General features: G+C 65.8%; 6 protein-coding genes. 2 read left to right on the forward strand and 4 right to left on the reverse strand.

Going from position 1 to position 26481, the window contains the following annotated elements:
* Position 1: 1 nt before the first annotated feature.
* Positions 2-316 (reverse strand): Stf0 family sulfotransferase, encoded by a 315-nt coding sequence (locus tag HBA54_RS29965; RefSeq protein WP_167230634.1) that lies wholly within the window; start codon positions 314-316, stop codon positions 2-4.
* A 173-nt stretch (positions 317-489) separates the two neighbouring features.
* Between HBA54_RS29965 and HBA54_RS25855 the strand changes: the two genes are divergently transcribed.
* Positions 490-1668, forward strand: coding sequence for a nucleotide disphospho-sugar-binding domain-containing protein (locus tag HBA54_RS25855; protein ID WP_167230637.1), 1179 nt, complete (start codon positions 490-492; stop codon positions 1666-1668).
* Between the two features lie 34 nt (positions 1669-1702).
* Complete coding sequence (locus HBA54_RS25860; protein WP_167230640.1) at positions 1703-2875, forward strand: glycosyltransferase; 1173 nt, start codon at positions 1703-1705, stop codon at positions 2873-2875.
* Positions 2876-2984: 109 nt separating this feature from the next.
* Here HBA54_RS25860 and HBA54_RS29535 read toward each other — a convergent pair whose 3' ends face one another.
* From HBA54_RS29535 to HBA54_RS25875, 3 genes are all read right to left on the reverse strand, one after another.
* Positions 2985-8684: a beta strand repeat-containing protein gene (locus tag HBA54_RS29535; protein WP_167230643.1), complete on the reverse strand. Its 5700-nt coding sequence runs from the start codon at positions 8682-8684 to the stop codon at positions 2985-2987.
* Between the two features lie 538 nt (positions 8685-9222).
* Positions 9223-13686: a beta strand repeat-containing protein gene (locus HBA54_RS25870; RefSeq protein WP_167230646.1), complete on the reverse strand. Its 4464-nt coding sequence runs from the start codon at positions 13684-13686 to the stop codon at positions 9223-9225.
* 411 nt (positions 13687-14097) lie between these two features.
* A complete protein-coding gene (locus HBA54_RS25875; RefSeq protein WP_205944923.1) occupies positions 14098-26466 on the reverse strand; it encodes a hypothetical protein in 12369 nt (4122 codons plus the stop codon).
* Positions 26467-26481: the final 15 nt, after the last annotated feature.

Genomic DNA, 26481 nt, shown 5'->3' on the forward strand with positions numbered 1-26481 from the left:
TTCAGGCGCGCTTGGCGACCTCTTCCAGATAGCGCGCCTGCCATCCGGCCTTTTGCGGATCGCTCTGCCGCAGGATCGGCGGCACCGTGTCAATCACCCGGTCTTCAGACGGATCGAGGCCGAGAAAACTCGAGGTCCGGCGAACGGTTTCCGCCGGATCGGCACAGAGGACTTCGTAGCTGATGCGGAGCGGCTTGATTGCGGCTTCGTCTTCGACACGGTGGAGGAAGCGGCAAAGATCGTCTCCCTGCCCTTTCCGCAGGAGTTGAGGGAGCGGGGCTTCGAGCTGGCGGAACGCTCCGGTGTGAAGCGCCATATCCACCAGCTTGAGGATCTCTGGAAACAAGCCGCCTGAACGGCGAGCCGCTACCTCGCTGAAATCATTGCGGCTTCGTTAACCAAAGCTTATTTTTGCCGCGCTACTTCAACAGGCTGGCCGGAGTCGGTCGGCGTCGTTTCAGTTCCCGTCAACCGGATACGAGTGAGACCGTGGCAAGAGTCCTGATAGGCTATGAACGTGGCGACAATCTGGGGCACTACCGGCGTCTGGTGCCGGTTGCCGAGGCTCTGGCCGCCCAGGGGCACCAGGTGACCTTCTTCCTGCGCAACCCTCATGATTGCCGGGCGCAGATCACGAAGAACCCCCTCCCCTTCATACCGACCCCGGATCTGGTAGCGCCGAACCCGGCGGAGCGCGAGCCCAAGCGCATGGGTGCCTATAGTGATATCATGACCTATTGCGGGTTCGGCAAGCTGGACACCCTCTTTACCGCCACCCTTTCCTGGCGAACCCTGTTCGATCACCTGCGCCCCGACCTGATCATCTGCGATCACAGTCCGGTCACCTGCTTTGCCGCTTACGGCCGCATCCCGGTCGTCCAGGTCGGCTCCGGCTTCACCATTCCACCGGCACAGGGCGACACTTTTCCGCCTTTCCGGGAAAAGAAAAAGGCGACGGTGGACACCGATCATCTGGTGTCTGTGATGAACGAGGTGCAGGCGCGCCTCGGCGGCCCCAAAGTGCCCTGCGTGACCGCACCGCTGCGCACGGCGGGGCGGCTGGTCTGCACTCTCGTCGGCATGGACCCTTATAAAGACCTCCGCCAGGACCCGGTTATAGGCCCGACCGAGGGGCTGCAGGCCCCGATGCCGATGCCCAAGAAGCCCGCGCTTTTCGTCTACCTCGGTATCGAGCACCGGATCACACCAAAGTTCCTGGAGGTCCTCAAAGCCTCCAAGCTGCCGGCGGAGGCCTACATCCGCGGCATGACCGAGGAGACCGCCAAGAAGTACCTGCGGCCCGGGCTGACGTTCTACAAGACCCCGCAGCCCATCGATCAGGTCCTCAAACGCGCGACGATGACGGTACACCATGGCGGCAGCGGAATGTCCTTGGCCTCCTGCAGTGCCGGGCGCATCCAACTCGCCCTGCCGATCCATGAGGAGACTCTGCTCAACAGCCAGGCGCTGGGACGCATCGGTGTCGGCCGTATGGCCAGCGCCAAGGAACTGGAGACCGACGGGGCGGCCCTGCTGGAAGAAACCATCAACGACCCGAAGAAGACCGAGCGCGCCGGCATCATCGCCAAGGAAATCGAAGCGGCAGGCCCCTTTCGACCCATGGAGCACATCGTCGAAGCCTGCCAGAAGATGTTGAGCAAGAGCTAGGCCGTCAGCGAAGAGAACAGAGGACCGACGACAGATGGCAAAAATTCTTGTCGGCTATGAACTTGGTGCCGGGCACGGCCATGTTCACCGCCTGATGCCGGTGGTGCATGCCCTGGAAGCCGAGGGCCACGAGGTCATCTTCTTCCTGCGCAACATCAAGGAAAACGCCGTCCTGCTGGCCAGGGAAAGGCGCCCCATCCTGCCGGTGCCCGATCTGGTGCAACGCATTCCCGGCGTAGCGAACCCGGCTCCCATGGGCACTTATCTCGATATCATGTGCCACTCCGGCTTCTATCGCCGCCAGACCCTGCACGCCGGCATGCTGGCCTGGTGCGGATTGATCGACCAGGTGGACCCCGATCTGGTGATCTGCGATCACAGCCCGGTCTGCCTGCTCGCCTGTTTCCAGCAACGCCCGGCCGTCCAGGTCGCCGACGGCTTTACCCTGCCGCCGGCCGAGGGCGACGTCTTTCCGTTTTTTCGCAAGGGCCGGAAACACCTGGTGGACCCGGCCCATGTGCTCCGGGTGATGCAGTATGTCCAGCAACAGAACGGACGGCCCGTGCCGCAAAGCGTCACCGAGCCCTTCCGCACCGCCGGCCGCCTGATCTGCACCCTGCCGGAACTGGACCCCTATACAACCTTACGCCAGGACCCGGTGATCGGCCCGGTCGAGGGCCTGCAGCAACCTCAAGCGCTGCCGGGAAAGCCCCATTTCTTCGCCTACGTCAGCCTGGAGCACAAGAAGACGAAGGCCTTTCTGCGAGGCCTGCGCGCCAGTTCCATGTCCGGCGAGGTTTTCGCCCGCGGCATGACCGACGAGGTGGCCAAGGCCCTCACCCGCCCTGGATTGACGGTACATCGCGAACCCCAACCGATGACCGACATCATCGCCCGCGCCACCATGATCATCCACCATGGCGGCAACGGCACCTGCTGTGCGGCGCTGAGCGGCGGGCGGGTGCAACTGACCCTGCCGACCCATATGGAAGCCCGCCTCAGCAGCGATGCCCTGAGCAACCTGGGCGTCGGACGCCTGCTCAACAACAAGGACCTCGACGCCGCCCTGCCGGCCATCCTGGAGGAAGTCGCCGAAAACAGCGCCATGGCCGAGCGCGCCACCGCGCTGGCCGGTAAAATCAAGGCCCGCGGCCCTCATCGCCCGGTAAAGCAAATCGTTGAGACCTGCCTGAAAATCCTTTCTTAGTCCAAAGCCGCATGACCCGAAAGGTCGAAAGAAAAAGGCCCGGCGGTTGCCCGCCGGACCTGTTTTCAAACCTGATACTGTCGTCACTTCAACTTTGCATTGCCGCGACTTAAGCGACCAGGACATTGAGGTCGAGAGCCGTCGGATCTGCGCCCAGGTCAATGCCGTTCAGCGTCGCCAGGAGAACCGGGACGTCCAACCCACCGTTCCCGTCGAGATCGACATAGACCTCCGCGTTTCCATTGTTGTCGATGAGCTCAACGTAACCGCCGCCAATTGCAGCACCAAGGTCAACCCCAACGAAGTCGCTATTGTTGCTCAGCAATTCGATCAGGTCGAGGACATCGCCGCCGGCCGCCGGGTCCCCAGCATCGAAACCCGTTACCACGTCGCCGGCGTCGTCGATATCGAAGAAGCTGATGGTATCTGTCGAACCATCGGCCGCAAGATCGATGATGTCGCCATCCCCTCCCCCGCGGATCAGATCCGAACCTATACCGTCACTCAGATTGTCAACGCCGTTGCCGCCGCTAAGGGTATCGTTACCGGCACCGCCGAGAAGATCATCGGCACCACTGCCACCAAACAGGGAGTCGTTGCCGATGCCACCGTCCAGGAAGTCTTCGCCAGCGCCGCCATTGAGCTCATCGTTGCCGTCGCCGCCGAAAAGGCTGTCGCCACCGACGCCCCCAAGAAGCGTATCGTTGCCGGCGTCTCCGAAGATGGTATCGTTGCCGTCATCGCCGTCCAGATCATCATCGCCACTGTTGCCGAAGATTTCATCGTCGCCGTCGCCGCCAAAGATGGTGTCGTTGCCGCCATCAATATCAGTGGCATTGGTGTCGCCGAAGATCGTGTCATTGCCGGCCCCGCCGTAAATGACGTCGTTGCCGCCGCCGTCGGAAGTGCCGGTAGCACCGTCCAAGACCAGGAGGTCGCCGGCGATCAGGTCGCCCGCGCCGCCGTCGCCGTCAGAACGGTCGCCATAGATCAGGTCGTCCCCGCCGAAGTTCGAGTTGCCGACACTACCGGCGCCAAGGGCCAGGGTGTCACCTGCGATGCGATCATTGCCCGCCCCGCCCTCGATCGTATCGCTGCCGCCGTCATTGGTGGTGGCGGTACCGCCGCCGTCGACGACCATAGCGTCGCCGGAGATCAGGTCGGCTCCAGCGCCCGCAACGATGCTGTCATCGCCACCGACCTCTGCGCCGTTACCGTTGTTCACGGTCACATTACCGCCTTGGGTGGCCAGACCGTCACCGGCGATCCAGTCGTTGTTGGAGCCACTGGTGATGGTATCGCTGCCCGCAACGCCAAGAACTGCGGTGTTGTTGACGTTATTGACCGTCAGCGCACCGGCGCCTTCGATCAGACCCTCGCCCGCAACGATGTTACCGACATCACCGTCTCCGCCGTTGCCCAGCGTGATCGAGTCGTTACCGGCGGAACCGTTGGGGTCGCCACCACCGCCCGCATCGGCACCGGCCTCGGCAGTGTTCGTGATCGTCATTGCAGCGCCGTCAAGCTCGAAACCCAGACCTTCGCCGGCAACGGTATTGCTGCCGTTGCCCGCCACGATGGTGTCGTTGCCGACAAAGGCGGCGACCGCTTCGGCGGAGTTCGCGATTGTAAGCGCGAGCGCACCGACAACCAGACCTTCGCCGGCGATCCGGTTAAGGTTGTTTCCACCACCGCCGGAGATGTTGTCACTGCCGACAAGGCCGGCGCCTAAGCCGGTGTTAGAAAGACTGAACACAGACTCTGCGCCGACCTCGGCCAGAACTTCACCGGCGATGTCGTCACCTTCGGTACCACCGAAGATCTCATCGGAACCAACCGAGTTGTTCCCCGCCGCCAATGATTGCTGTGCGAGGCTGCCGGTCAAGGCACCATCGACATCAACGAAAATCTCACCGGCGAGGGAGTCCGCCCCGGCGCCGCCAAACAGGCTGTCATCGCCGACTGTGGCGTCTTCTTCACCGCCAAGAGCAACCGTCACGTCGGCGCTGCCGCCTGTGGCGATCACCTCACCGCCAAGAACGTCGCTGTCATCACCGGCAACGATGCTGTCGTTTCCGGCAGATCCGTCCACGGCGTCCATTGTCAAACCAAGGCTAGCCAGCGCGTCGGCCGATGCCAGCAGTTCGCCAGCGAGAGAGTCCGTCCCAGCGGCACCGGTTATGTTGTCATCGCCGGCGACTGCGCCAAGGCCACCAAAGATGGTCGCGTCAGCAAAAGCCGCATCATCATCGGAGATCGCGAGACCTTCACCGGCGATCATGTTGCCGTTGCCGGCGCCTCCACTCTCGTCATTGCCACCTTGGATGTCGTCACTGCCGACAGTCCCGTCAAAACTGCTGCTGAGCCCGACTGTGGCAGTAGCGGCACCTGAAACAGTGATCGCCGAAGACTCGCCGGCGATCGTATCGGCGCCGTCTCCGCCTGTGATCACATCGCCACTGACGTTGGTGAACTGGCCCTGCGCCGAACTCACCAACGAGGCGATTGCATCACCGTCGTCATTGACGGCAAGGGCTTCGCCGGCAATGCGGTCACTCTGATCGCTGCCGAAGATAACATCCTCACCCGCAGCGCCAGCGGTTGCGTTGTTCGAAGCCTCGGCCTGAGCCAGACCCGAGTCCGCGGACGCCAGGGCTTCACCCGCCAGGGTGGCCGCACCTTGACCACCCAAGATCTGGTCGTTGCCGACACCCCCGGGGTCCTCAGAGTTATTGTCCGCTTCGGCCAGAAGCTCTCCGGAACCGATCGCCAGAGCTTCGCCGGCGATGGTGTTGGCGCCCTCTTCACCGTCCAGGTAGTCGTTGCCGCGCGGACCGCTGAACCCAAGGATGTCCTCGTTGACTACGGAGACCTCGGCGTCCTCACCAGTGGCCAAAGCCTCGCCGGCCATCAGGTCGTCCCCCAGGCCGCCATAGACGCTGTCGTCACCGCCGAAGACGAAGCCCGCAATGCCCGGGTCCAGGTTGTTGAGGGCATCGCCGGCGAGTACGTCATTGTAGTCGCTCAGGAGGACGGGACCGACCTCCGGCTCCGGCAGGCCGCCGATGTCGGGGTCGCCGTCGCCGAAGATACGGTCGTTACCGCTGCCGCCATCGGCTGAATCCTGACCCTCCCCACCGATCAGGTGGTCGCCGCCGGCACCGCCGTAGAGCGCGTCGTTGCCGGCATCGCCAAACAGAAAATCGTTGTGGTCGCTGAAGTAGGCGCCGGGCTCAAGTTCTGAGGGAAGGGCACCGCCAGCAATTGCTGTCAGTTGATCCTCGACTTTCGCCGCCTGATCGGCAACCAGGTCCTGGCTGCCGCCATAGAGGCTGTCCGCGCCGGCACCGCCGAGCAGAAAGTCCGGACCGCCGGCACCCTCCAGAATCTCCCCGACTTCCAGGTCGGCAACCTGCAGGTAGTTCTGGCCGGCCAAGGGGTCGGGATTGTCCTGCTGCGGGTTCAGGTCGTCGTTCAGCCGGTCCGCATTGTTGGCCGCGACAAGTCCCGGCGCCTCAACCGGGAAGGGGAAGTTCACCGCCCCGCCAAGCAGGTCGGCCGCGCCAAGGGCATTGATGATGTCGTCTGTTGAAAACAGTTCAACACCGTTGGCATTAACTTCACCCGTGACCGGGTCGGTGTTGATGAAGACAAAGATAGACTGGGTATGAAGGGCCGTCAGGAAGAAGTTGCCATCCGCGTCGAACCAGAAGCCTCCTTGCAGGTCAACGCCACCACCAGTCGCGGCAATCAGCTGTGCCGAACTCAGAAAGGTCGTTACGGTGCCGTCCGGGGTGACGCGATGAAGCAGCTCACCCGCACCGTCATTGTCAGCGACGATCAGGTCCCCGTTCGGAGCCAGGGCCATGAAGCTGTGAATGTCATCGAAGGGCGCGCCCTCTGCCACAATGCTCGGCAGGCCGGTGGCGACATCAATCGCGACGATACCGTCAACGGGATCACCGTCGACCGCCAGGTAGAGGGTCGTGCCGTCGGCACTGGCGACGAGTCCGCCCAGATTGTCGATGGCATTGAAGGGAGCCAAGCCGATGAGCTGATTCTCACTGGTCAGAGAGGAGACATTGCCCGTCGCCGGGTCGATCCGAAGGATCGAATTGGTTTCCTCGTCGACCAGGTATAGCTGTCCATCGGGTGCAAAGATCAGGTCTTCCGGATCAGAGCTCCCCGCCCCGGTGATGCCGGTGATATCGCCTGCTTCGACAAAGACCTCGACCTGGCCGCCGAGCGGCAGCCGCAGGATATCTCCGGAAACGGCATCAGTGAAATAGATGGTTCCATCCGGTGCAGCCGCGATTCCGCTTTCGGCGAAGCTGGCATTGGCTTCGAAGGTTACAGCCGTGACGTCCGCCTCGCTCACCAGCAAGGTGACCACGCCGAAACCACTCACGTGTATAATACCCGCATTACCGGCGGCGCCACTCAAGACCAGCGCCCCGCTGTCGGTTATATCAGTGTTGTTCAAATTGCCGTCGGCCGGAACCTGGTTGGTCGTCCAGTCGTTCTGGCTGTCGCTATCCTCAGCATTGAAGCGCGAGAAGACCTGCGTGTTGCCGGTGAACAGCCCGTTGAAGGTATCGAAGTTCAGGTTCAGCAGGGGCGAGCCGAAGCCGGCCGGCGGTGCCCCAAGGCCGGGTTCGCCCGGCACGGCGGCAAAGTTCGGGCTGGCCAGGGGGCCGAGGTCGCCAGCCTCGAGATTGGCCGCGAAGGTATCGACACCGGTTTGATCCTCGCCGCCCAACCCGTAGACCAGGTTCACCGCCAGCGGCTCCGTGGTATCGGCACCGAGGTTCCAGGGCGTTCCGCCGGGAAAGACGGATTCGCTGACCAGAAGACCATCTGCCGTAAAGACCTGGACCGAGTTCTCGATGAACAACTCACCTTCGGTCGTGGCGACCTGGGAAAGCACCAGGAAGCCGCCGTCCGGAATGACGATACCGCCCGGAATGCCGAGGTTTATCAGCTCGCCGTCGGGGTTGATAATCTGTACGGTCAAGTCCGCGGTTTCCGCCCCCTCTCCCGTCACGTTCCTTAGTTCGATGAAGCTTCGGACACCATCGGTCGGATCGACGCCCCCGTCCGGCTGCGGCACCTCGACGACCTGGAAAAGGCTGACACCGATCTCGTTGATCAGAATGTCGGGAACCACCAGTTCCTCTTCAGCTTCGGCGGCCAGAAAGATGGCGTCGTCTTCAACCGCAGCCAGGCCGAACTGGAGTTCCGTCGGCGCGATGACGCCCTGTGCAGTCAGCAGTTCAATAACATCGCCCAGATTGTCACTGTAGGCCGTCGCGCCGCCGCCCAGGGCGTCGCCATCCTCACCTATCGCAGTCTCCAGCGGATCGGATACACCGGCCAGAACCTGCGCCTGGTTGAAAAGGACATCGGTCGAGAACGACGTGCCGGCGATCTGGAACGTGGGCGCTTCGCCCTCGCCCGTCAGCTCGGCCAGGTTCTCGAACACGATCTGGCGATCGGCGCCGCCATCGCCTGAATCGTCGAAGACGAAGATCAGGTTGTCGCCATCGCTCTGTACCGTGGCGTCCTGGGGCATGAAATCGAGGACATAGATTGCGCCCGCCTGCGGGGCCACAACCAGGGTTTCACCGGGGGCCGGGGGCGCCAGCGTTACAGGCGCCACAGCCTGGCCTTTCAGGGCGGCCGTACCAACACCCGTGCTCTCAAGGCCGGGCGCTTCTGTCACCGAAATCTGGGTGGAAACTTCGTTGGAAGCAGCGTCAAGCGCGCTCGATTCGGTCGCCGCGACCGACGGCAGCAGGGAATCAGACATAGCAAAACTCCAGCAACTCGGGCCCAAAAATCCTCTTTGGTCCCGGGGGCGCTTTCCCAAACGCCCGGGTGATCCACCCCTGGATCTGCTATGCGTCGAACCTAAGGATCGTTAGGTTCAAGTCAATCTAAAAATATCTTTAACGCGATCTATTAACTATAGAATCTACCCAAAATAGCGTTCACCAATTTACTTATTTGGCTGCCGCGAACACTTAATTGCTTAATAGGGCGCGCTATTTACCAAGTTGATGGAAAACTGAAGCAACTCCCCCGAAGTAGACATACATGGCAAGAACTGCCGCACCGGCATTCGAGCATTCAGCAGGGCATTTCCCGTACGACGGCGCTAATCGTAGGCCTCATGGGAATGTTTCAACGAATGGGGCAATTCGACCGAAACCCGATGGTCGCCAAGGCCGATTGTCTTGACCGGGAAGCCTGGCGGCAGCCCTTGAACGCGCAGGAGGACAGCCGCGACAGCGCGCCGGGTACCGCTGGGGGACCATCGCCGGCCTATCGTACCCGCGGTCGTTTCCTCACGAGACAATCACGATCTGGCTCGCCGCATCGCTCACCAGATCGACCACGCTGGTAACGGCGCCGGTGCCGACACCCACGAAGGTCGCGGAACCGCCACCGGCAAAGGTGAGTGTAACGTCAGCGCCCGCACCGCCGTCGGCAACGCCGGTGATCGCCATCAGCAGGTCGTCGAGGTCAATATCCCCATCGCCGTCCTGGTTGCCGACATCGCCGAAGATCAGGCGATCCTCCGAGGCCGCGAGATCGGTGATCACATCGTCCCCCTCCCCCGCCGGTCCTCCGACACCACCGAAAACGAAACTATCGGCGCCGGCCTCTCCGGTCAGGGTGTCATCCCCCAAGCCACCGATCAGGGTATCGTCGCCCTCGCCGCCGACCAGCAGATCGTCGCCGGAATTGCCGGCCAAGTAGTCTGCATCGCTGCCGCCGTAGAGCGAGTCGTCACCGCCAAGCGTCTCGTCGCCATTGGAATCGCCGTAAATCGTGTCGGCGCCGCTACCGCCAAAGACCAAGTCGTCGCCGCCATCGCGCAATTCCGTCGTCCCGCCGCCCAACGCCAGCGCATCGCCGGATATCAGGTCGCCGGCCGCGCCACCGTCAATGGTGTCGTCGCCGCCATAACTCACCCGGGCGATACCACCGTCGCTCAGCGCATCGCCGGCGATGGTGTCCTTCGACCCGCCGCTGGCAATGCTGTCACTGCCGGTACTGCCCGGCGCCGCACTATTGACGACCTCGGCGGTGCCGCCGTTCAGGGCCAGGGCATCCCCGGAGATCACATCCTGGCCATTGGCACTGACGATGATGTCGTTGCCTACCAGCGCCGCACCCACCGCCACGGCAATGTTGGTCACCCGCGCCGTTCCCCCACCGCGGACCAACGCATCGCCGGCAATCGTGTCTCGCCCGTCTCCGCTGACGATGGTATCGCTGCCGGCCGAACCATTGGGGTCGGCGGTGTTTTCGACCTCGGCGACCGAAGCCGCATCACCCTCCGCCATGACGTCGCCGGATACCAGATTGTTGCCGCCCTGGCCGTCGACCAGGTCGCTGCCCGCTGTACCGCCATCCGCCGTATTCACCACAGTCGCCTGTGCGCTACCACCCTTCGCCACGGCCAGGGCGTCGCCGGACACCGTATCGGCGGCGCCATCGCCGCGCACGGTATCCGCACCGGCGGCACCCTCCACGATGCTGGCACCGCTGGACGTGTTCTCGACCATTGCCGTCGCGGCAGCGCCACCGACGGCCAGGGCGTCACCGACGACGGTATCGAAGCCGTCGAGCCCGCGCAGGCTGTCGTTGCCCGCCGCGGAGGCGGGGCCATCGGCGGTATTGTTCGCCACGGCATCGGCGGTCGTGGAGGCGACGGCCAGGGCGTCGCCGGACACCAGGTCCGCCCCCGTTCCGGACAGGATCGTATCACCGCCCGCAGCACCGCCCTGACCGTCGTTTGTCGTACTGACAGCCGCCGTGCCGCGCGTCGAAGAGGCCAGGGCATCGCCCGCCATGCTGTCGTTACCGCTGCCCCCGCTGATACGATCTGCGGAAGCAATGCCCCCATCGGTCGCGCGGGCGCTCGCCTCAGCCGATGATCCTTCAACACTTCTGGCCAAGCTGTCGCCGGCGACGAGGTCGTTACCGCCACCATCAGAGATACGGTCGCTGCCGGCCAGGCCCGCGGCACCGCTCGCCGTACTGGTTGCTTCGGTCTCTGCGAAACGACCGACATCCAGTACCTCGCCGGCGATCACATCCTGCCCGGACCCGCTGGAGATCGTGTCGTTCCCGGCAGCGCCGTCCGTTCCCGTATTTGTCGTGAAGATATCGCCGACAAAACGGGGGTCGCCGATGGACAGATATTCGCCCGCAAGCTTGTTGTTGCCGTCTCCCGCAAAAAGCGAGTCGTTGCCGGCGGAGCCGCCGGCGGTGGCGGTGTTCTGGACATCGACCTCCAGGCCGAAAGCCGCGGCATAGGCCTCTCCGGCCATGCTGTCGTTGCCTTCGGTCGCGGTCAGGGTATCGTTGCCGGCAAAGGCCGTCGATCCATCCGCCTGGTTCTCGACGACCATATCAGCGCTTCTTGAGCCGGACAGGATAGCTTCACCCGCTATCAGGTTGTAACCGCTGTTACCCTCCAGGCTGTCGTTCCCGGCGCGCCCATCCGTTGCGGTGTTCAGGACCGTCACGCTGTTGGTATTGGCACCGCTTTCCGCCAGAGCCTCGCCGGCGATGACGTCGCGCGCGCCGCCGCCTTGGATGGTATCGCTGCCCGCAGCACCACCCCGATCGGCGCTGTTCTCAACGCTGGCCCCAGCGTCCGATGCCAAAGCAACCGCCAGGGCTTCGCCGGCGATGCTGTCGTAACCATCGAAGCCGGCGATACTGTCGTTGCCGGCAGAGGCCGCCGGATCGGCTTGATCCTCATTGGTCGCTTCGGCGAAAGCAAAAGCCTGGGCAAAGGCCGCCGCCTCGCCGGCGATCAGATCGTCACCAAGGCCGCCGTCGATGGTGTCGTCACCACCGCCGCGCTGGAGCGCGCCGGAGGAGACAGGAACGCCCTCGCCGCCGTCGCTGCCCAGCGCGTCACCGGAGATCAGATCGGCCTGGGTCTGGCGGCCGTTACCGGGATTGAAATCGTCGTCGACACCGCCGATGGGCGCCGCGTAGCCGAAGATGCGGTCGTCGCCGGTGCCGCCCCCGATAGAATCCTTGCCGGCACCGCCGATCAGGTAGTCGCCGCCGGCGCCGCCGAACAACAGGTCGTCGCCGGCTTCGCCGGAGAGCAGGTCGTTGTGGTCGCTGAAAGACGCGCCTTCCCCGCCGTAACCGGCCGCCGCCGTCAAAGCCTCGGTGCCGCCATGGAGCGTGTCGTTGCCGGCGCCGCCGAACAGGAAGTCCGGGCCCGGCCCGCCCTCCAGCACCTCGCCGGCATCGCCAACAGCGGCGAGGATGGTTTGCCCGGCAATCGGGTCCGGGTTGATTTGGCCCGGGTTCAGGTCGTCATACCGCGGATCGGCGGGATTGGGGTCCAGCGGGCCGCTGCCCTCCGCCCCGTCCAGTGTATTGAGTTGCCCGTCCGTGGGCGTCTCGTTGGTGGTCCAGTCGGCTTCGCTGTCGCTATCGGCCGCTGGGTCGAAGACACGGGAAAAAACCTGGTGGTCGCTGGTGAAGCCACCGTTGAAGGTCTCAAAGCCGAGATCCAGGTTTGCCGGTACCAGCCCGTTCGCCGCCCAGACCGGCGCCGTAAGCACCCCCAGCTCGGCGGTCGTCAGGTTGGCGGCGAAGCTGTCCAGCGAGTCCGTAGCGTCAAAGACGAGGTTCACGCCGAGAGGCGCAGCGGTGTCGTCGCCCAGCGCCCAGGGCGCCGCGCCGGGAATCTCGAATCCGTCGACCACGGCACCGGCGGCATCGAAGACCCGGCCGACAACCGTCGCGTCGCCGCCGTCACCCGCCGCCGCGTCCTGATAGAGCACCAGAAAGCCGCCCGCCGGTATGGTGATGCCGTCGGGCAAGGCGAGCGTGACCACCGCGCCGCCGGGATTGAGGATCTCCAGGCTGGTCGCCACGGTCACGGTATCGGCGCCGGTCGCGTTGGTCAGCTCCACGAAGTCATAGAGCATTGCGGTTTCTTCGGCGGCCAGGGATACGACGCTCCCCGTGTCGGCGTCATCATCCCCAAGCGCGGGAATATCCAGGGCGGCGGAAACCCCGATCTCATTGACCAGCAGGCTGGGCGGCACGCCTTCGCCTTCCGGGCCTACCGCGGCCTGAAGCAGCAGCAGGGTCTCATCGTCGACCGTTTCGTCTTCGGGGATCACGACAGTCTCGGAATCCCCAGCCGTCGCGTCGATCACACCCTGCCCGGCCAGAAGATCGATGATGGTGCCGAGGTTGTCGTCATAGGTACCCCCCGAACCAAGAGGGCCGGGTCCGCCGCCCGCGGCGACCTCAAGGCTGAGGTCGGGGGTGGTGAGCGCCAGGGCCTGCCCATAGATCGCCTGTCCGGCCAGGGTCAGGCCGCCGATCTGGAAGGTCGGCCCGGCGCCGCTGTTGAGGGCGTCGGCGAAGTCGCTGAAGACCAGACGGCCGCCGCTGTCATCGAAATTCAGGATCAGGTCGTTGCCCTCGGTCGACACCCGCGCGCCCGCCGGATCGAAGCCGATGACGTAGTTGGCCCCGCCCCGGGTGGGGATCGAAATCACCTGGCCGGGGCCGGGCTGGGTCAGAACCTGGCCCGCGCCGGCCTGGCCCAGGATGATCAGGGCGCCCTCTGCGATGATGACTTCCTGTTCGGCGACGACAAGCAGGGGGGCGTCCAGGGGGCCGGGCTCCGAATCCCGAACGGCGGGACCAGGTTGGGCCGGATTGACTGCATGGCCGGCGTCATCGGCAAGGCCCTCAGGGCGCGGGGCGCCCCCGGCTGCGGACACAGCTGTTCCGTCGGTTTGCAGGCTCATCTATCACTCCCATCCAGCGCTGCCGCCCGGCCGCAACGGCCAGTCCAAAACAACGGTTCATCACGCGCCGGCGGCACAACACACCCAGCGGCCTTCCGCCAAGGACGGAAAACCTGCAACGCCGACGTGCAAACCTCCGGCGATCAGCCCGGAAAAGCTAGGAATCTAAATGAGACAATTAGAGAATTATGTGTGTGTTTGCTGCGATGCAAACCAGCAGATTGCGTGACCAGGGCCGCAGCCCACCCTTTCAGCGAAGGCTTAAGCGCCGGGTGCGGCTGCAGACCTGATGATTGTCCGCTTACCTACAGATCGACGGCCAGATCGACGGCCCGGCCCGAATCGCCCAAGAAAAAGGGCCCGGCGGTTTCCCGCCGGGCCCCTTTAAGGCTGTGGAGCTCTGGACTGCTCTTAGAGAACGTCCAGGTTTCCGTTATTGAGCATCGCCTGGATGATGTCCGCATCGGTTCCACCTATTTCGATGCTCAGGTCGACACCTTCCAGAACGATGGTCGACGTGTCGGTACCAATCCCGGTGCCGTCGAAGTCGATGGTGATCGTCGTGCTGGTACCATCGTGGTTCATCGATATGTGGCCGCCAGCCTGGGTCAGGAAGGCCCCGGTATCGGTAACCCCGGTCAGCAGTTCGCCCAGATCCAGCAGGTCGGTCTCACCCGGGAAGAGCGCGAAGTCGGTGATGGTATCCACATCGCCGGCCGCCACATCGAGCCCGAAGATGAACTCATCGTTGCCCGAACCACCGGTCATGGTGTCGTCGCCGGCACCGCCGGTGATGATGTCGCTGCCGCCACCGCCGATGATGGTATCGGCACCAGCCCCACCGATCAGGATGTTGTCTCCGCCGTTGCCGGTGATCTCGTTGTCGAGATCATTACCGGTGCCGGTGGTCGCCGTCCCCACGAGGGTCAGGTTCTCCACGTCACCACCGGACACATCGGTATCGAGGTCGAAGTCAACCGAGCTGATGACCAGATCTGTCCCCGAACCGAAGAATTCGTCCACCGTGTCGCCGGCCGAGTCGACGATGTAGGTGTCGTCGCCGGTCCCGCCTCTCATGCTGTCGTCACCGTCACCACCGTCCAGCGTGTCGTTGCCGCCACTGCCGAGCATGGTGTCATTCCCGGCCAGGCCCTCAAGGTTATTGTCGAGCTCGTTGCCGAAGATTTTGTTGTCCAGATCGTTGCCGATGCCCTCGACGGTGCCGCCGACGAAACTCAGGGTCAGGTTTTCGACGTCGTCCGTCAGCGTGTAGCTGAGGATAGACGAGACGAAGACGGTGTCCGTCCCGTTGTTCGGGGACTCGGTCACCACGTCGCCGGCATTGTCGACGAAGTAGAAGTCGTCGCCGTCGCCGCCGGTCATGGAGTCGGCGCCGGTCCCGCCGTCCAGGGTGTCGTTGCCGTCGTTTCCGATCAGCGTATCGTTGCCGCCGAGGCCCTGGAGGACATTGTCCAGGCCGTTGCCGGTGATGACGTTGTCTTCGCCGTTACCGATGCCTCGGATCGCCCCTCCGGTCAGGATCAGGTTCTCGACGTTGGCGGTCAGCGTGTAGGTAACCAGCGAGGAACTGACGGTGTCGTTGCCTTCGTTCGAGTCCTCGACCACATCGTCGCCGGCATCGTCGACGAAGTAGAAGTCGTCGCCGTCGCCGCCGATCATGGAGTCGGCACCGGCACCACCGTTCAGGGTGTCGTTGCCGCCGTTGCCGATCAGCGTGTCGTTGCCGCCGAGGCCCTGGATGTTGTTGTTACCGTCGTTGCCCTCCAAGGTGTTGGCATCGTTGTCGCCGAGGATGTTGGCATCGCCGACGCCCTCGAGGATCACGCTTTCGACACCGTCAAAGTCACCCAGATCAACGCTCACGGTGCTGATCACGGTGTCGTTGCCGCCGCCGCCGTAGACCACGTCGAAGATCGAGTCGACGTAGAAGACATCGTCGCCTTCGCCACCGTACATGAGGTCGTCACCGGCACCGCCGTAGAAGGTGTCGTTGCCGCCACCGCCGTACATGGTGTCGTTACCACCCTCGCCGAATAGGATGTCGTCGTCGCCGTTGGCACCAAAGACATTGCCGAGGTTGTCACCGTACATCAGGTCGCCATCCTCGCCGCCGTAGAGGGTGTCTTGGCTACCCTCTCCGCCGACCAGAGTGTCGGTGCCCGATCCGCCGTGAAGCTCGTCGTTGCCTGTGCCGCCGTCGAGGAAGTCGTTGCCGGCACCGCCGTAGATCAGGTCGTCATCGGCACCACCGTAGAGCACGTCGTCGCCGCCGACGTCGTCGTTCACGTCGTTGGAGTCGCCGTAGATGGTGTCGTTGCCGTCGCCGCCGTCGATGGTGTCGTTGCCGGCGTCCTGGTCGTCGTCCATCTGGACCGTGCCGCCCTTCAGCGCCAGGGCGTCACCGGCGATGAGATCGTTGCCTGCGCCGCCGTCGATGGAGTCGTCGCCGGCCCCGTTGATGAAGGCCAGACCGCCGATGGACAGGGCATCGCCCGCGATGGTGTCGTTGCCGCCACCGCCGTCGATGGTGTCGGAGCTGACCCTGGAGCCGAAGGGCGCGCTGTCACCATCGCTGGTCAGGGCCGCCGTGCCGCCGTCGGTCGCCATCACATCGCCCGAGATCAGGTCATCGCCGTCGCCCGAGGTGATGGAGTCGCTGCCGACAATGGCCACCGCCGCCGCATTCAGGTTGCCTGAGTTGTTGTTGGCGGTCGCGTTGCCGTTTTCGCCGGTCGCCAGCGCGTCACCCGCGATGGTGTGCCCGCCGTTGCCGGCATTGATGGTGTCGTTACCGGCCTCGTGATCGCCGTCCTCGTTACCGGCAAGAAGCAGTGCCGTGTTGGTGGCAAAGGCTTCGCCGTCGTCACCGGTGGCCAGGGCATCGCCCGAGATCCTGGAGAGCGGAACCGCGCAACCTTCGCCGCCATCGCCGCCAGGCTGGACCAACTCGACCGCGCCGCTGCTGTCACCGACGTTGATCTCGTCGTTGCCCGCCGAAGCGCCGGCACCGGCGGCCTGGTTGATGGCCTCCGCAACTGCGCCCTCGCCCAGGGTCACCGCATCGCCACCGACGCGATTGTCCCCGTTGCCGGCCCAGATGGTGTCATCACCCGCCTTGGCGCCGGCGCCGAGATCGTTAACGATCGCATCGTTCCTGGCCTCCGCATTGGTGCCATCGGCCACCGTCAGCGCGTCACCAGCGATGGTGTCGTTGCTGTTATCCTGGTCGAACTGCGAGCTACCGCCGAAGATCAGGTCGTTGCCGGCCGCGGCCTCGGCAAAGTCGTTCGCGGTCGCCAGGTTGTTGGCCGTAGCATTGCCGCCCTCGTCATTCGAGGTCATGGCGTCACCGGCCAACAGGTCGTCGCCGTCGCCGCCACTGATGAAGTCGTTGCCGGCCAGGGCAACGCCATTACCCGAAGCCGTGGCCGTGTTGTTGGCGTTGGCCACACCATCCGCGCCGGTCGCCAGGGCGCCGCCGGAGATGGTGTCATTGCTGCCTTCGCCTTCGATTTGGTCACTACCGGCAGAGGCCACAGCAAAACCACTCGCGGTCGCCATGTTGTTGACCAGGGCTTCTGAACCCTCGCCCGCCGCCAGGGCGTCACCGGCCACCTCATCGCTGCTGGAACCCGCATCGATGGAATCGTCACCGGCAAAGGCGAAGACCAAGGTATCGCCCTCGCCATCGGCCTTGTTGTTGGCCGTGGCATCGCCGCCGTCCTCGTGAGAGGTCATGGCGTCACCGGCGATGGTGTCCTGGCCGCCGGCCCCGCTGATGTCATCGTTGCCCGCCGCCGCAGAGGCTACAGCGCCAAAACCGAGAACCGCCGCCATCGCCATAGCCGTGTTGTTGGCCGTGGCCGTGCCGTTGCGGTTGGTCGCCAGGGCGTCACCGGCCAGGATGTCGGAACCGAAGCCGAATTCGCCGTCACCCAGGATGGTGTCGTTGCCGGCCTCGGCCCCCTCGAAGGTGAAGCCGCTGCCCGGCAGGGCCGTTGCCGTGGCCGAGTTATTGGCCATGGCGGTGGCATCCTCGCCGGCCGCCAGGGCGCCGCCGGAGATGGTGTCACTGAGGAAACCGCCGAGGATGAAGTCGTTGCCGGCGCCGGCCAGGGCGACGCTGTCGCCAAAGCCTTCCGCGCCGTCTGCCGAGCCCGTTGCCGTCGCGGTGTTGTTCACCGTGGCGTCGCCGCCGTCTTCGTCGGAGGTCAGGGCGTCACCGGCGATGAGGTTGTCGCCATTGCCGCCGTCGATGACGTCGTTGCCCGCCGTGGCCGAACCGAAGGCGAAACCGCTGTCGGTCACCGTGACCTCAACCGTGGCCATGTTGTTGGCCTCGGCCACGCCGTCTGCGCCGGAGGCCAGGGCGTCACCGGAGATGGTGTCATTGCCCTCGCCGCCTTCGATGCCGGCGATCTCATCCAGGACATAGCCCAGGACGTTACCGTAGGGGCCGAAGCCCCCGACCCCGAAGAGCCCGCCGGCCGCCGCGCCGATGCCGTCGTCGCCGGCGGAGGCGTAGCCTTCGCCGCCGGTGAGGGTCACTGTCGCCGTGTTGTTGGCTTCCGCCCGGGCCGCCTGCTCGGTCGGGCCGTCTTCGCCCTCGACCGTCTCGGCATCGCCGGTCGCCAGCGCGTCGCCGGCCACCAGGTCGCCGCCTTCGCCACCGTCGTAGCCGAAGCCGCCAAAGCCACCGTCGTAGTCGATGACGTCGCCACCGGCCACCGCCACGTTGATGCCGAACTCGGCACCGCCGTTCACGGAGGCTTCGTTATTGGTGGTCGCCGTCTGGCCGTCGCCCTGTGCCAGGGACCCGCCGGAGAGGGTGTCGTTGCCCTGACCCGCGAAGATCAGGTCGCTGCCCGCCACCGCGACTGTGGCATAGGCATTGTCGGTCGGGTCGATGGTGGCCGTGTTGTTGGCCGTGGCATCGCCGTCCTCACCCAGGCTCATGGCGTCGCCCGCGATCAGATCGCCGGTCCCGCCGAAGCCGTCACCACGTTCATTTCCCGCGAACGGATCTTCACCGAGGCTCTGGCTGAAGATGATGTCGTTGCCGGCACCCGCCAGGCTGCCGACGGCACCGGCGTCGCCGCCGATCACCGAAGCCGTGTTGTTGATCGTGGCATCCGCATCGGCACCCGCCGCCAGGGCATCGCCGGCGATGGTGTCGTTGCCGTAGTCGGTGACGATGATGTCGTTGCCCGCCAGGGCCACGCCGACACCGCCGTTGAGGCCGCTGACCGTCGCCGTGTTGTTGGCATCGGCATTGCCGCCGGCCGCATCGGACGACAGGGCGTCACCGGCGATCAGGTCGCCGCCGAAGCCTTCGCCGCCGTCGCCAGCGCCGTAACCGCCGCCGTAGATGACGTCGTTGCCGGCCAGGGCCAGGCCCGGCTCCAGCTCGCCGATGAAGCTACCGAAACCGCCCAGATCCAGGAAGTCGATGTCGCCTTCGCCGGTGCCCGTCACGCTCGCCGTGTTGTCGGCCAGGGCCGTTCCGCCCGCACCGGTCGCCAGGGCATCGCCGGAGAGGGTGTCGTTGCCGTCCTCACCGTTCAGGATGATGTCGTTGCCGGCCAGGGCCGCACCGAAGGCATTGTCCACCGTGGCGTCGTTGTCGGCCTGGGCGGAACCGTTCTCGCCCGTGGCCATGGCGTCACCGGCGGCGGTGTTGTTGCCGTCATCCATTTCCATGATGTCGTTGCCGGCCGCGGCCACCGCCGCACCCTCGGCGCCGTCGGCATTCACCGTGGCGTCGTTGTTGGCCAGGGCAACGCCAAGCTCGCTCATGGTGAGCGCCTCGCCGGCGGCCACATCGTCGCCGTAGCCGGTCACGATGTTGTCGTTGCCGGAGAGTGCCAGCGCGATGCCGTCGTCACCCTGAGTGGCGGTGGCCGAGTTGTTGGCCGTCGCGCCATTGCCGTTGCCGCCGGCATCGGGGCCCGTCAGGGCTTCACCGGAGACGGTGTCGTTGCCGTACTCGCCGGCCGTATCGCCCTTGTCGGCGACCAGCAGGTCGTTGCCGGCCGAGGCCAGGCCGAAGCCTTCCCCACCCGCCGTCGCCTTGGCGTCGTTGTTGGCGGTCGCCGTCAGGTCACCCGTCGGGTCGGTGATCATGGCCTCACCGGCGATCAGGTCGTTGCCGGTGCCGGTACGCACCTCGTCGTCGCCGGCATAGGCTTCACCGCCGTGGATCACCACATCGGCCGAGTTGTCGATGGCGGCGTCGCCGCTCTCGCTCAACACACCGCCGGAGACGGTGTTCTCGCCGTTGCCCGCCGTGATGGTGTCGTTACCCGCATAGGCCGCGCCGGTCGCACCGGTGGTGCTGGCCGAATTGCTGCCGTCGAGGCTGCCGATCGTCAGGGCTTCACCGGCGATCCTGTCGTTGCCGTCACCGGTGGTGATGTCGTCGTCGCCGGAGTGGGCCTCGCCCTCGCCCGCCGTTGCCACGTTGGATTGCTCCACCGTGCCGCCGACACCGGTCGCCGCCGCATCGCCGGCCACCACGTTGTTGCCGCCACCGGCATTGACACTGTCGCTGCCCGCCGAAGCGAAAGAGCTGGCCGAGGATGTGTTCAGCACCACGGCCACACCGTCGACGCCGGTCGCCAGGACGTCAGCGCCGATGACGTCGTCGTCGTCGCCAGCGGAGATGGTGTCGTTGCCCGCCGTGGCCGTGGCCCCGTTCCTGGCAGCCGCGTTGTTATTGACGTCGGCCTTGCCCTTCTCACCGGTCGCGAGTGCATCGCCCGCCACCGTGTTGGCACCGGCGCCGGCCTCGATGGAGTCATCGCCGGCTGAGGCAGCCGCGCCGGTGAAGTTCGCCGTCGCCTTATTGTCGATATCGGCCACGACATCGCCGACCACCGCCGCGATACCCGCCGCCAGCACGCCGCCGGAGAGGGTGTCGCTGCCGGCACCCGCCCGGATGGTGTCGTTGCCGGCCCTGGCCGTGTTGCTGTTGAAGACTGCATCCGCCGTGTTGAACGCCCGGGCGCTGAAGCTGCTATCGCTCGTGGAAGCCGCTTCGCCGGCGACAAGGTCGCCTTTTTCATCGTCACTGACGTCGATCAGGTCGTTGCCGGCCTCGGCCAGGTTGCCGCGATCGAAGCTGACGCGGGCCGTGGCAGTGTTAAGGGCAAGAGTTCCACCTTCGCTGCCTGTCGCCAGAGCGTCGCCAGCCACGATCTCCTCGCCGGCGCCGCCGAAGATATCGTCGGAGCCGGCGGAGGCCGTACCGCCGAATTCAGCGGTAGCACTATTGTTAGTGCTGGCCTGGCCGTTTTCGCCCGCCGACAGCGCACCGCCGGAGATCGTGTCGTTGCCGTCGCCCGCCCGGATGGTGTCGTCACCGGCCGCTGCATCACCGTAGTCGCTGGCGAAGGCTTTGTTGTTCGCGTTGGCACTGCCGCCGGTGCCATTGCCGCGGCCGGTATTCGTGCTGGCCGCATCGCCGGCAAGAACGTCGCCGTCGCTGCCTGTGAGGGCATCGATATCGTCGTTACCGGCCAGCGCCGTGCCGCCGGAAGAGGTCGCCGTGTTATTGGCCACCGCCCTGCCGTCAAGGCCTGTCGCCAGGGCGTCGCCCGCCGCGATGTCGGCACCGCCGCCGAGGTTGATGTCGTCGTTGCCGGCCCCGGCCGTTCCCGTGGCACCGACCGTGGCCGTGTTGTCGGCCCGGGCCTGGACGCCCAGGACGTCTTCACCTTCCGCCAGCGCGCCGCCGGAGACGGTGTCGTTGCCGCCACCAGCGTTGATGGTGTCGCTGCCCGCCGTTGCCGTGCCGGTGTTGCCGTCGGCCACGTCCGCGGTGTTGATCACCGTGGCGTTGCCGCTGTCGGTCCCGATGCTGGCCGCATCGCCCGCCAGCACGTCGCCGGTGTTGCCGACCGTGGCATCGATGCTGTCGTTGCCCGCCTGGGCCTCGACCGTGTCGTCGCCGGTCACCGTGGCTTCGTTGGTCGCCGAGGAGACCGCATCGTCACCCGTCGCCAGGGCATCGCCCGCGACCTTGTCGGCGCCGTCACCGACCGCGATGGTGTCGTTGCCGGCAGACGCCAGGCCGAGAGAGGCCGCCGCCTTGTTGATGATCGTGGCGAGCGCCATCGCACCGGCCGCCAGGGCGCCGCCGGAAACCGTGTCGTTGCCGCTGCCGGTGACGATGTTGTCATTGCCGGCGGTCGCGCCATTCACGGAGTCGTCGCCCGTCGCGGTGTTCTCCACATTGGCTTCGGCACCCGGGCCATCGGCCGTGGCTTCACCGGAAACCCGGTTGTCGCCTTCGCCGGCGTCGATGGAGTCATCGCCCGCCGAACCGCCGGTCGCCGCCGTGTTGTCGACCTCGGCAAGAATGTCGCCTTCGTTCTCGTTGTCGGCCTTCGCCCAGGAATCGCCGGCCACGTCGTCGCCGCCGCTACCGGTCTCGTTACCGGAGGTGATGGTGTCGTTGCCTGCCGTGCCCAGCGTGTCTGCCAGGTTTTGGACGGAGGCAATGGCCCCGGTCACGCCGAGGGCCAGGGAGCCGCCGGAGAGCGTGTCGTTGCCACCGACCGTGGTGATGGTGTCGTTGCCCGCCGAGCCGCCGGTGTCGGCGTCGTTGTTGGTCTCGGCGTTGGCCACACCGGCCTCCGATTCTTCGCCTGCGTCGCCGGCAAAGAGGTTGGTGCCGCCGCCGACATAGGTGTCGTTGCCCGACATGACCGCCGCACCGTTGGCCGTGTTGTTGGTCGTCGAAGTGGAGCCGCCCAGGGTTTCCACCGTCCAGGTGTTACCGCCGCCCTTGTTGGTACCGGCACCTGCCATGATGAGATTGTTGCCGCCGCCCGCGTTGTTGGCGGTCGCGGAGACGTTGTCGCCGATGGCCAGGGCGTCGCCGGCGATGGTGTCGTTGTCGTCGCCACCGTTGATGGTGTCGTTGCCCGCGCCCGCACCGATGTTGTTGGCCGTCGCCGTGGCCGTGCCGCCGTCACCCGTCGCCTGCGCCATGGCGTCACCGGCAATCCGGTTCTCGCCATTGCCGGCAGTGATCACGTCGCTGCCGGCATCGCCGCCGGCCAGCGCAGTGTTGTTCTGCGTGGCGGTGGCGGTGTTCACGCCCTTGGCCTGGGCCCCACCGGAGATGCTGTCGTTCTGATCGCCCGTCGTGATCTCGTCGTTGCCGGCCTCGCCGCCGTTGCCCAAGTTGATCCCATAGGCTGTCGCTACATCGCCGGAAATCGCCTGGACGTCGCCCGCCACCTCGTTTTCGCCGCCATTGGCCGTGAGGCCGCCATTGATGGTGTCGTTGCCGGCATCGGCGCTGTTGTTGGCGATGTTCTGCTGGAACGCATCGGCAACCGTCGCCGCGATCGCCTGGGCGCCGCCTGAGACTGTGTCGTCGGCATCGCCGGAGATAATGAGGTCGTCACCCGTCTCATTGCCGTAGCCGGTCGCTGTGTTGATACCGTCGGCATCCGCATCGGCCGAGTAGGAGATCGCCTGCGCTTCGCCGGCCAGCGTGTTCTTGCCTTCACCGGCATCGATGGTGTCGTTGCCGGCCCGATTGTCGTTGCCAGTCGTCGCCATGTTGGTAACAGCAGCTATCGCCGTGCTGTCTGCAATCGCCTGGGCGTCGCCGGCGATGATGTCGGCTCCTTCCAGCGCGGAGATGGTGTCGTTGCCGGCCGAATTGCCCTCGCCGCCGTCGGCGGTGTTAAAGGACAGTGCCGTGGCCGTGGTGTCCGCCACGCCGGGCAGGCCCAGTGCCTGGGCGTCACCGGCGACGATATTGTCGCCGCCCGCCGCCACGATGGTGTCGTCGCCGGCCTTGTTGCCGAAGCCGAAGCCTTCGCCGCCGTCGCCGCCCAGGGCCAGGTTGGTCTGTGTCGCCGCGGCGTGGCCGTAGGCACCCGCCTGGGCGCCACCGGAGATGATATCCCCGGCGCCTTCGCCGCCATCGGTGGTGACGATCAGGTCGTTGCCGGCCTGGTTGAAGGAGTCGCCGCCCTCGCCGCCGTCGCCGGCGGTGTTGGTGCCGGTCGCCGTGGCGTCGCCGCCGAAGGACAGCGCATGGGCATCGCCGGCGATGGTGTCGGCGCCCTCGAAGGCATTGATGACGTCGTTGCCGGCCCGGGCTTCATCACCATAGGCCAGGTTGTCGGTGATCGCCGTGGCCATGCCGGCATCCGCGCCAGTGCCCAGCGCCCGCGCCTGGCTGCCGCCGCCGAGAATGTCGCCGTCGGAACCGCCGTTGATGGTGTCGTCGCCGGCCACCGCGCTCGGATCAAAGGCGGTGTTGTCGACATCGGCCGTCGCCGTGCCCGTCTCGCTCACCGCCATGGCGTCGCCGGCAGCCTTGTTGGCGCCGGAGCCGAGATCAATCTTGTCGTTGCCGGCGGAGCCGCCCTGACCCTGAAGGCCGGCGGTGTTCACCGCATTGGCCTGGGCGTGGGCGGATTCCGAGCGTGCCATGGCATCGCCCGCGACTTCGTCGCCGTAACCGCCGGTGCCGCTGTCGGCATTGATCGTGTCGTTGCCGGCGGAACCGCCGAATTCGGCAAGATTGGTCTGAACCGCCAGGGCCGCCGCCGCCGCCGTCGCCAGGGCACCACCGGAGATGGTGTCGTTACCTTCGCCGGCGGTGATGCTGTCGTTGCCGGCCGTTGTCGCGTTCCAGGCGGTATTGTCGCCATAGGCATCGGCCGTACCGCCGTCCTCGGTGCTCACGGCCATGGAGTCGCCGGCCACCAGGTCGCCTTGGCCGTTGGCATTGTCGAAGCCACCGGTGGAGATGATGTCGTTGCCGACCGAGCCGACCACGGAGTCGTTGCCGTTGGTCGCCTGGGACGTCGCCTTGCCGCCGCCGGTGGAGATCGCCTGGGCATCGCCCGCCACCACGTCGTCGCCGCTGGCGTCGCCGTCGGAGGTGATGTCGTCGTCGCCGGCCACGCCGCCGCCGAAGGCAAGGTTGGTGTTGGTCGCCGTCGCCGCACCGCTGGCAACCGCCTGGGCGCCGCCGGAGATGCTGTCGTTGTCATCACCGGCCACGATGGTGTCGTTACCGGCGAAGCTGTTGGCCGTGTTGGCCGTGTTCTCGCCGACCGCCGTGGCATCGCCGTTGTTGGCGATGGCCTGGGCCTCACCGGCCACATAGTTCTCGCCTTCACCGGCCTGGATGGAGTCATTGCCGGAGCGGGCGAAGAAACCGGTCGCCATGTTCACCAGCTTGGCGAAGGCCGAGGTCTCGCCAATCGCCTGGGCACCGCCGGAAATGGTGTCATCCCCGCTGCCCGTGGTGATGGAGTCGTTGCCCGCATCGACAATGTCGCCGGTGGCAACGTTGTCGCCGTAGGCCTCAGCCATACCGCTGGCGCTGATCGCCTGGCTCTCGCCGGCCACCAGATCGCCATAGTCGCCGGCATCGCCGGAGGTGATGGTGTCGTTGCCGGCCCGGTTCAGGAAGCCGTTGATGGCCGAGTTGTTGGTCTTCGCGTAGGCATCGCCGTCGGAGATCGCCTGGGCGTCGCCGGCGATGATGTCGGCACCCTCAAGGGCGGAGATCGTGTCGTTGCCGGCCAGGTTGCCCTCGCCGCCTTCGGCGGTGTTGACCGAGTAGGCTTGCGCCATTGCACCGTCGGCCAGGCCGATGGCCTGGGCATCGCCGGCCACGGTGTTGTCGCCGCCGGCCGCAAAGATGGTGTCGTTGCCGGCCTTGTTGTTGACGCCGAAGCCTTCGCCGCCCAGGGCCAGGTTGGTCTGCTCGGCATAGGCTAAACCCGCGGCACCCGCCTGGGCGCCACCGGAGATGATATCCCCGGCGCCTTCGCCGCCATCGGTGGTGACGATCAGGTCGTTGCCGGCCTGGTTGAAGGAGTCGCCGCCCTCGCCGCCGTCGCCGGCGGTGTTGGTGCCGGTCGCCGTGGCGTCGCCGCCGAAGGACAGCGCATGGGCATCGCCGGCGATGGTGTCGGCGCCCTCGAAGGCATTGATGACGTCGTTGCCGGCCCGGGCTTCATCACCATAGGCCAGGTTGTCGGTGATCGCCGTGGCCATGCCGGCATCCGCGCCAGTGCCCAGCGCCCGCGCCTGGCTGCCGCCGCCGAGAATGTCGCCGTCGGAACCGCCGTTGATGGTGTCGTCGCCGGCCACCGCGCTCGGATCAAAGGCGGTGTTGTCGACATCGGCCGTCGCCGTGCCCGTCTCGCTCACCGCCATGGCGTCGCCGGCAGCCTTGTTGGCGCCGGAGCCGAGATCAATCTTGTCGTTGCCGGCGGAGCCGCCCTGACCCTGAAGGCCGGCGGTGTTCACCGCATTGGCCTGGGCGTGGGCGGATTCCGAGCGTGCCATGGCATCGCCCGCGACTTCGTCGCCGTAACCGCCGGTGCCGCTGTCGGCATTGATCGTGTCGTTGCCGGCGGAACCGCCGAATTCGGCAAGATTGGTCTGAACCGCCAGGGCCGCCGCCGCCGCCGTCGCCAGGGCACCACCGGAGATGGTGTCGTTACCTTCGCCGGCGGTGATGCTGTCGTTGCCGGCCGTTGTCGCGTTCCAGGCGGTATTGTCGCCATAGGCATCGGCCGTACCGCCGTCCTCGGTGCTCACGGCCATGGAGTCGCCGGCCACCAGGTCGCCTTGGCCGTTGGCATTGTCGAAGCCACCGGTGGAGATGATGTCGTTGCCGACCGAGCCGACCACGGAGTCGTTGCCGTTGGTCGCCTGGGACGTCGCCTTGCCGCCGCCGGTGGAGATCGCCTGGGCATCGCCCGCCACCACGTCGTCGCCGCTGGC

It is taken from the genome of Pelagibius litoralis, assembly GCF_011683915.1.
In the GTDB taxonomy this organism is placed as follows: Bacteria; Pseudomonadota; Alphaproteobacteria; order Kiloniellales; family Kiloniellaceae; genus Pelagibius; species Pelagibius litoralis.

Bases quoted from the DNA above. Each gene is read 5' to 3' on its own strand.
- HBA54_RS29965 (WP_167230634.1), bottom strand. From the start codon at position 316: ATGGCGCTTCACACCGGAGCGTTCCGCCAGCTCGAAGCCCCGCTCCCT.
- HBA54_RS29535 (WP_167230643.1), bottom strand. From the start codon at position 8,684: ATGTCTGATTCCCTGCTGCCGTCGGTCGCGGCGACCGAATCGAGCGCG.
- HBA54_RS25860 (WP_167230640.1), top strand. From the start codon at position 1,703: ATGGCAAAAATTCTTGTCGGCTATGAACTTGGTGCCGGGCACGGCCAT.
- HBA54_RS25870 (WP_167230646.1), bottom strand. From the start codon at position 13,686: ATGAGCCTGCAAACCGACGGAACAGCTGTGTCCGCAGCCGGGGGCGCC.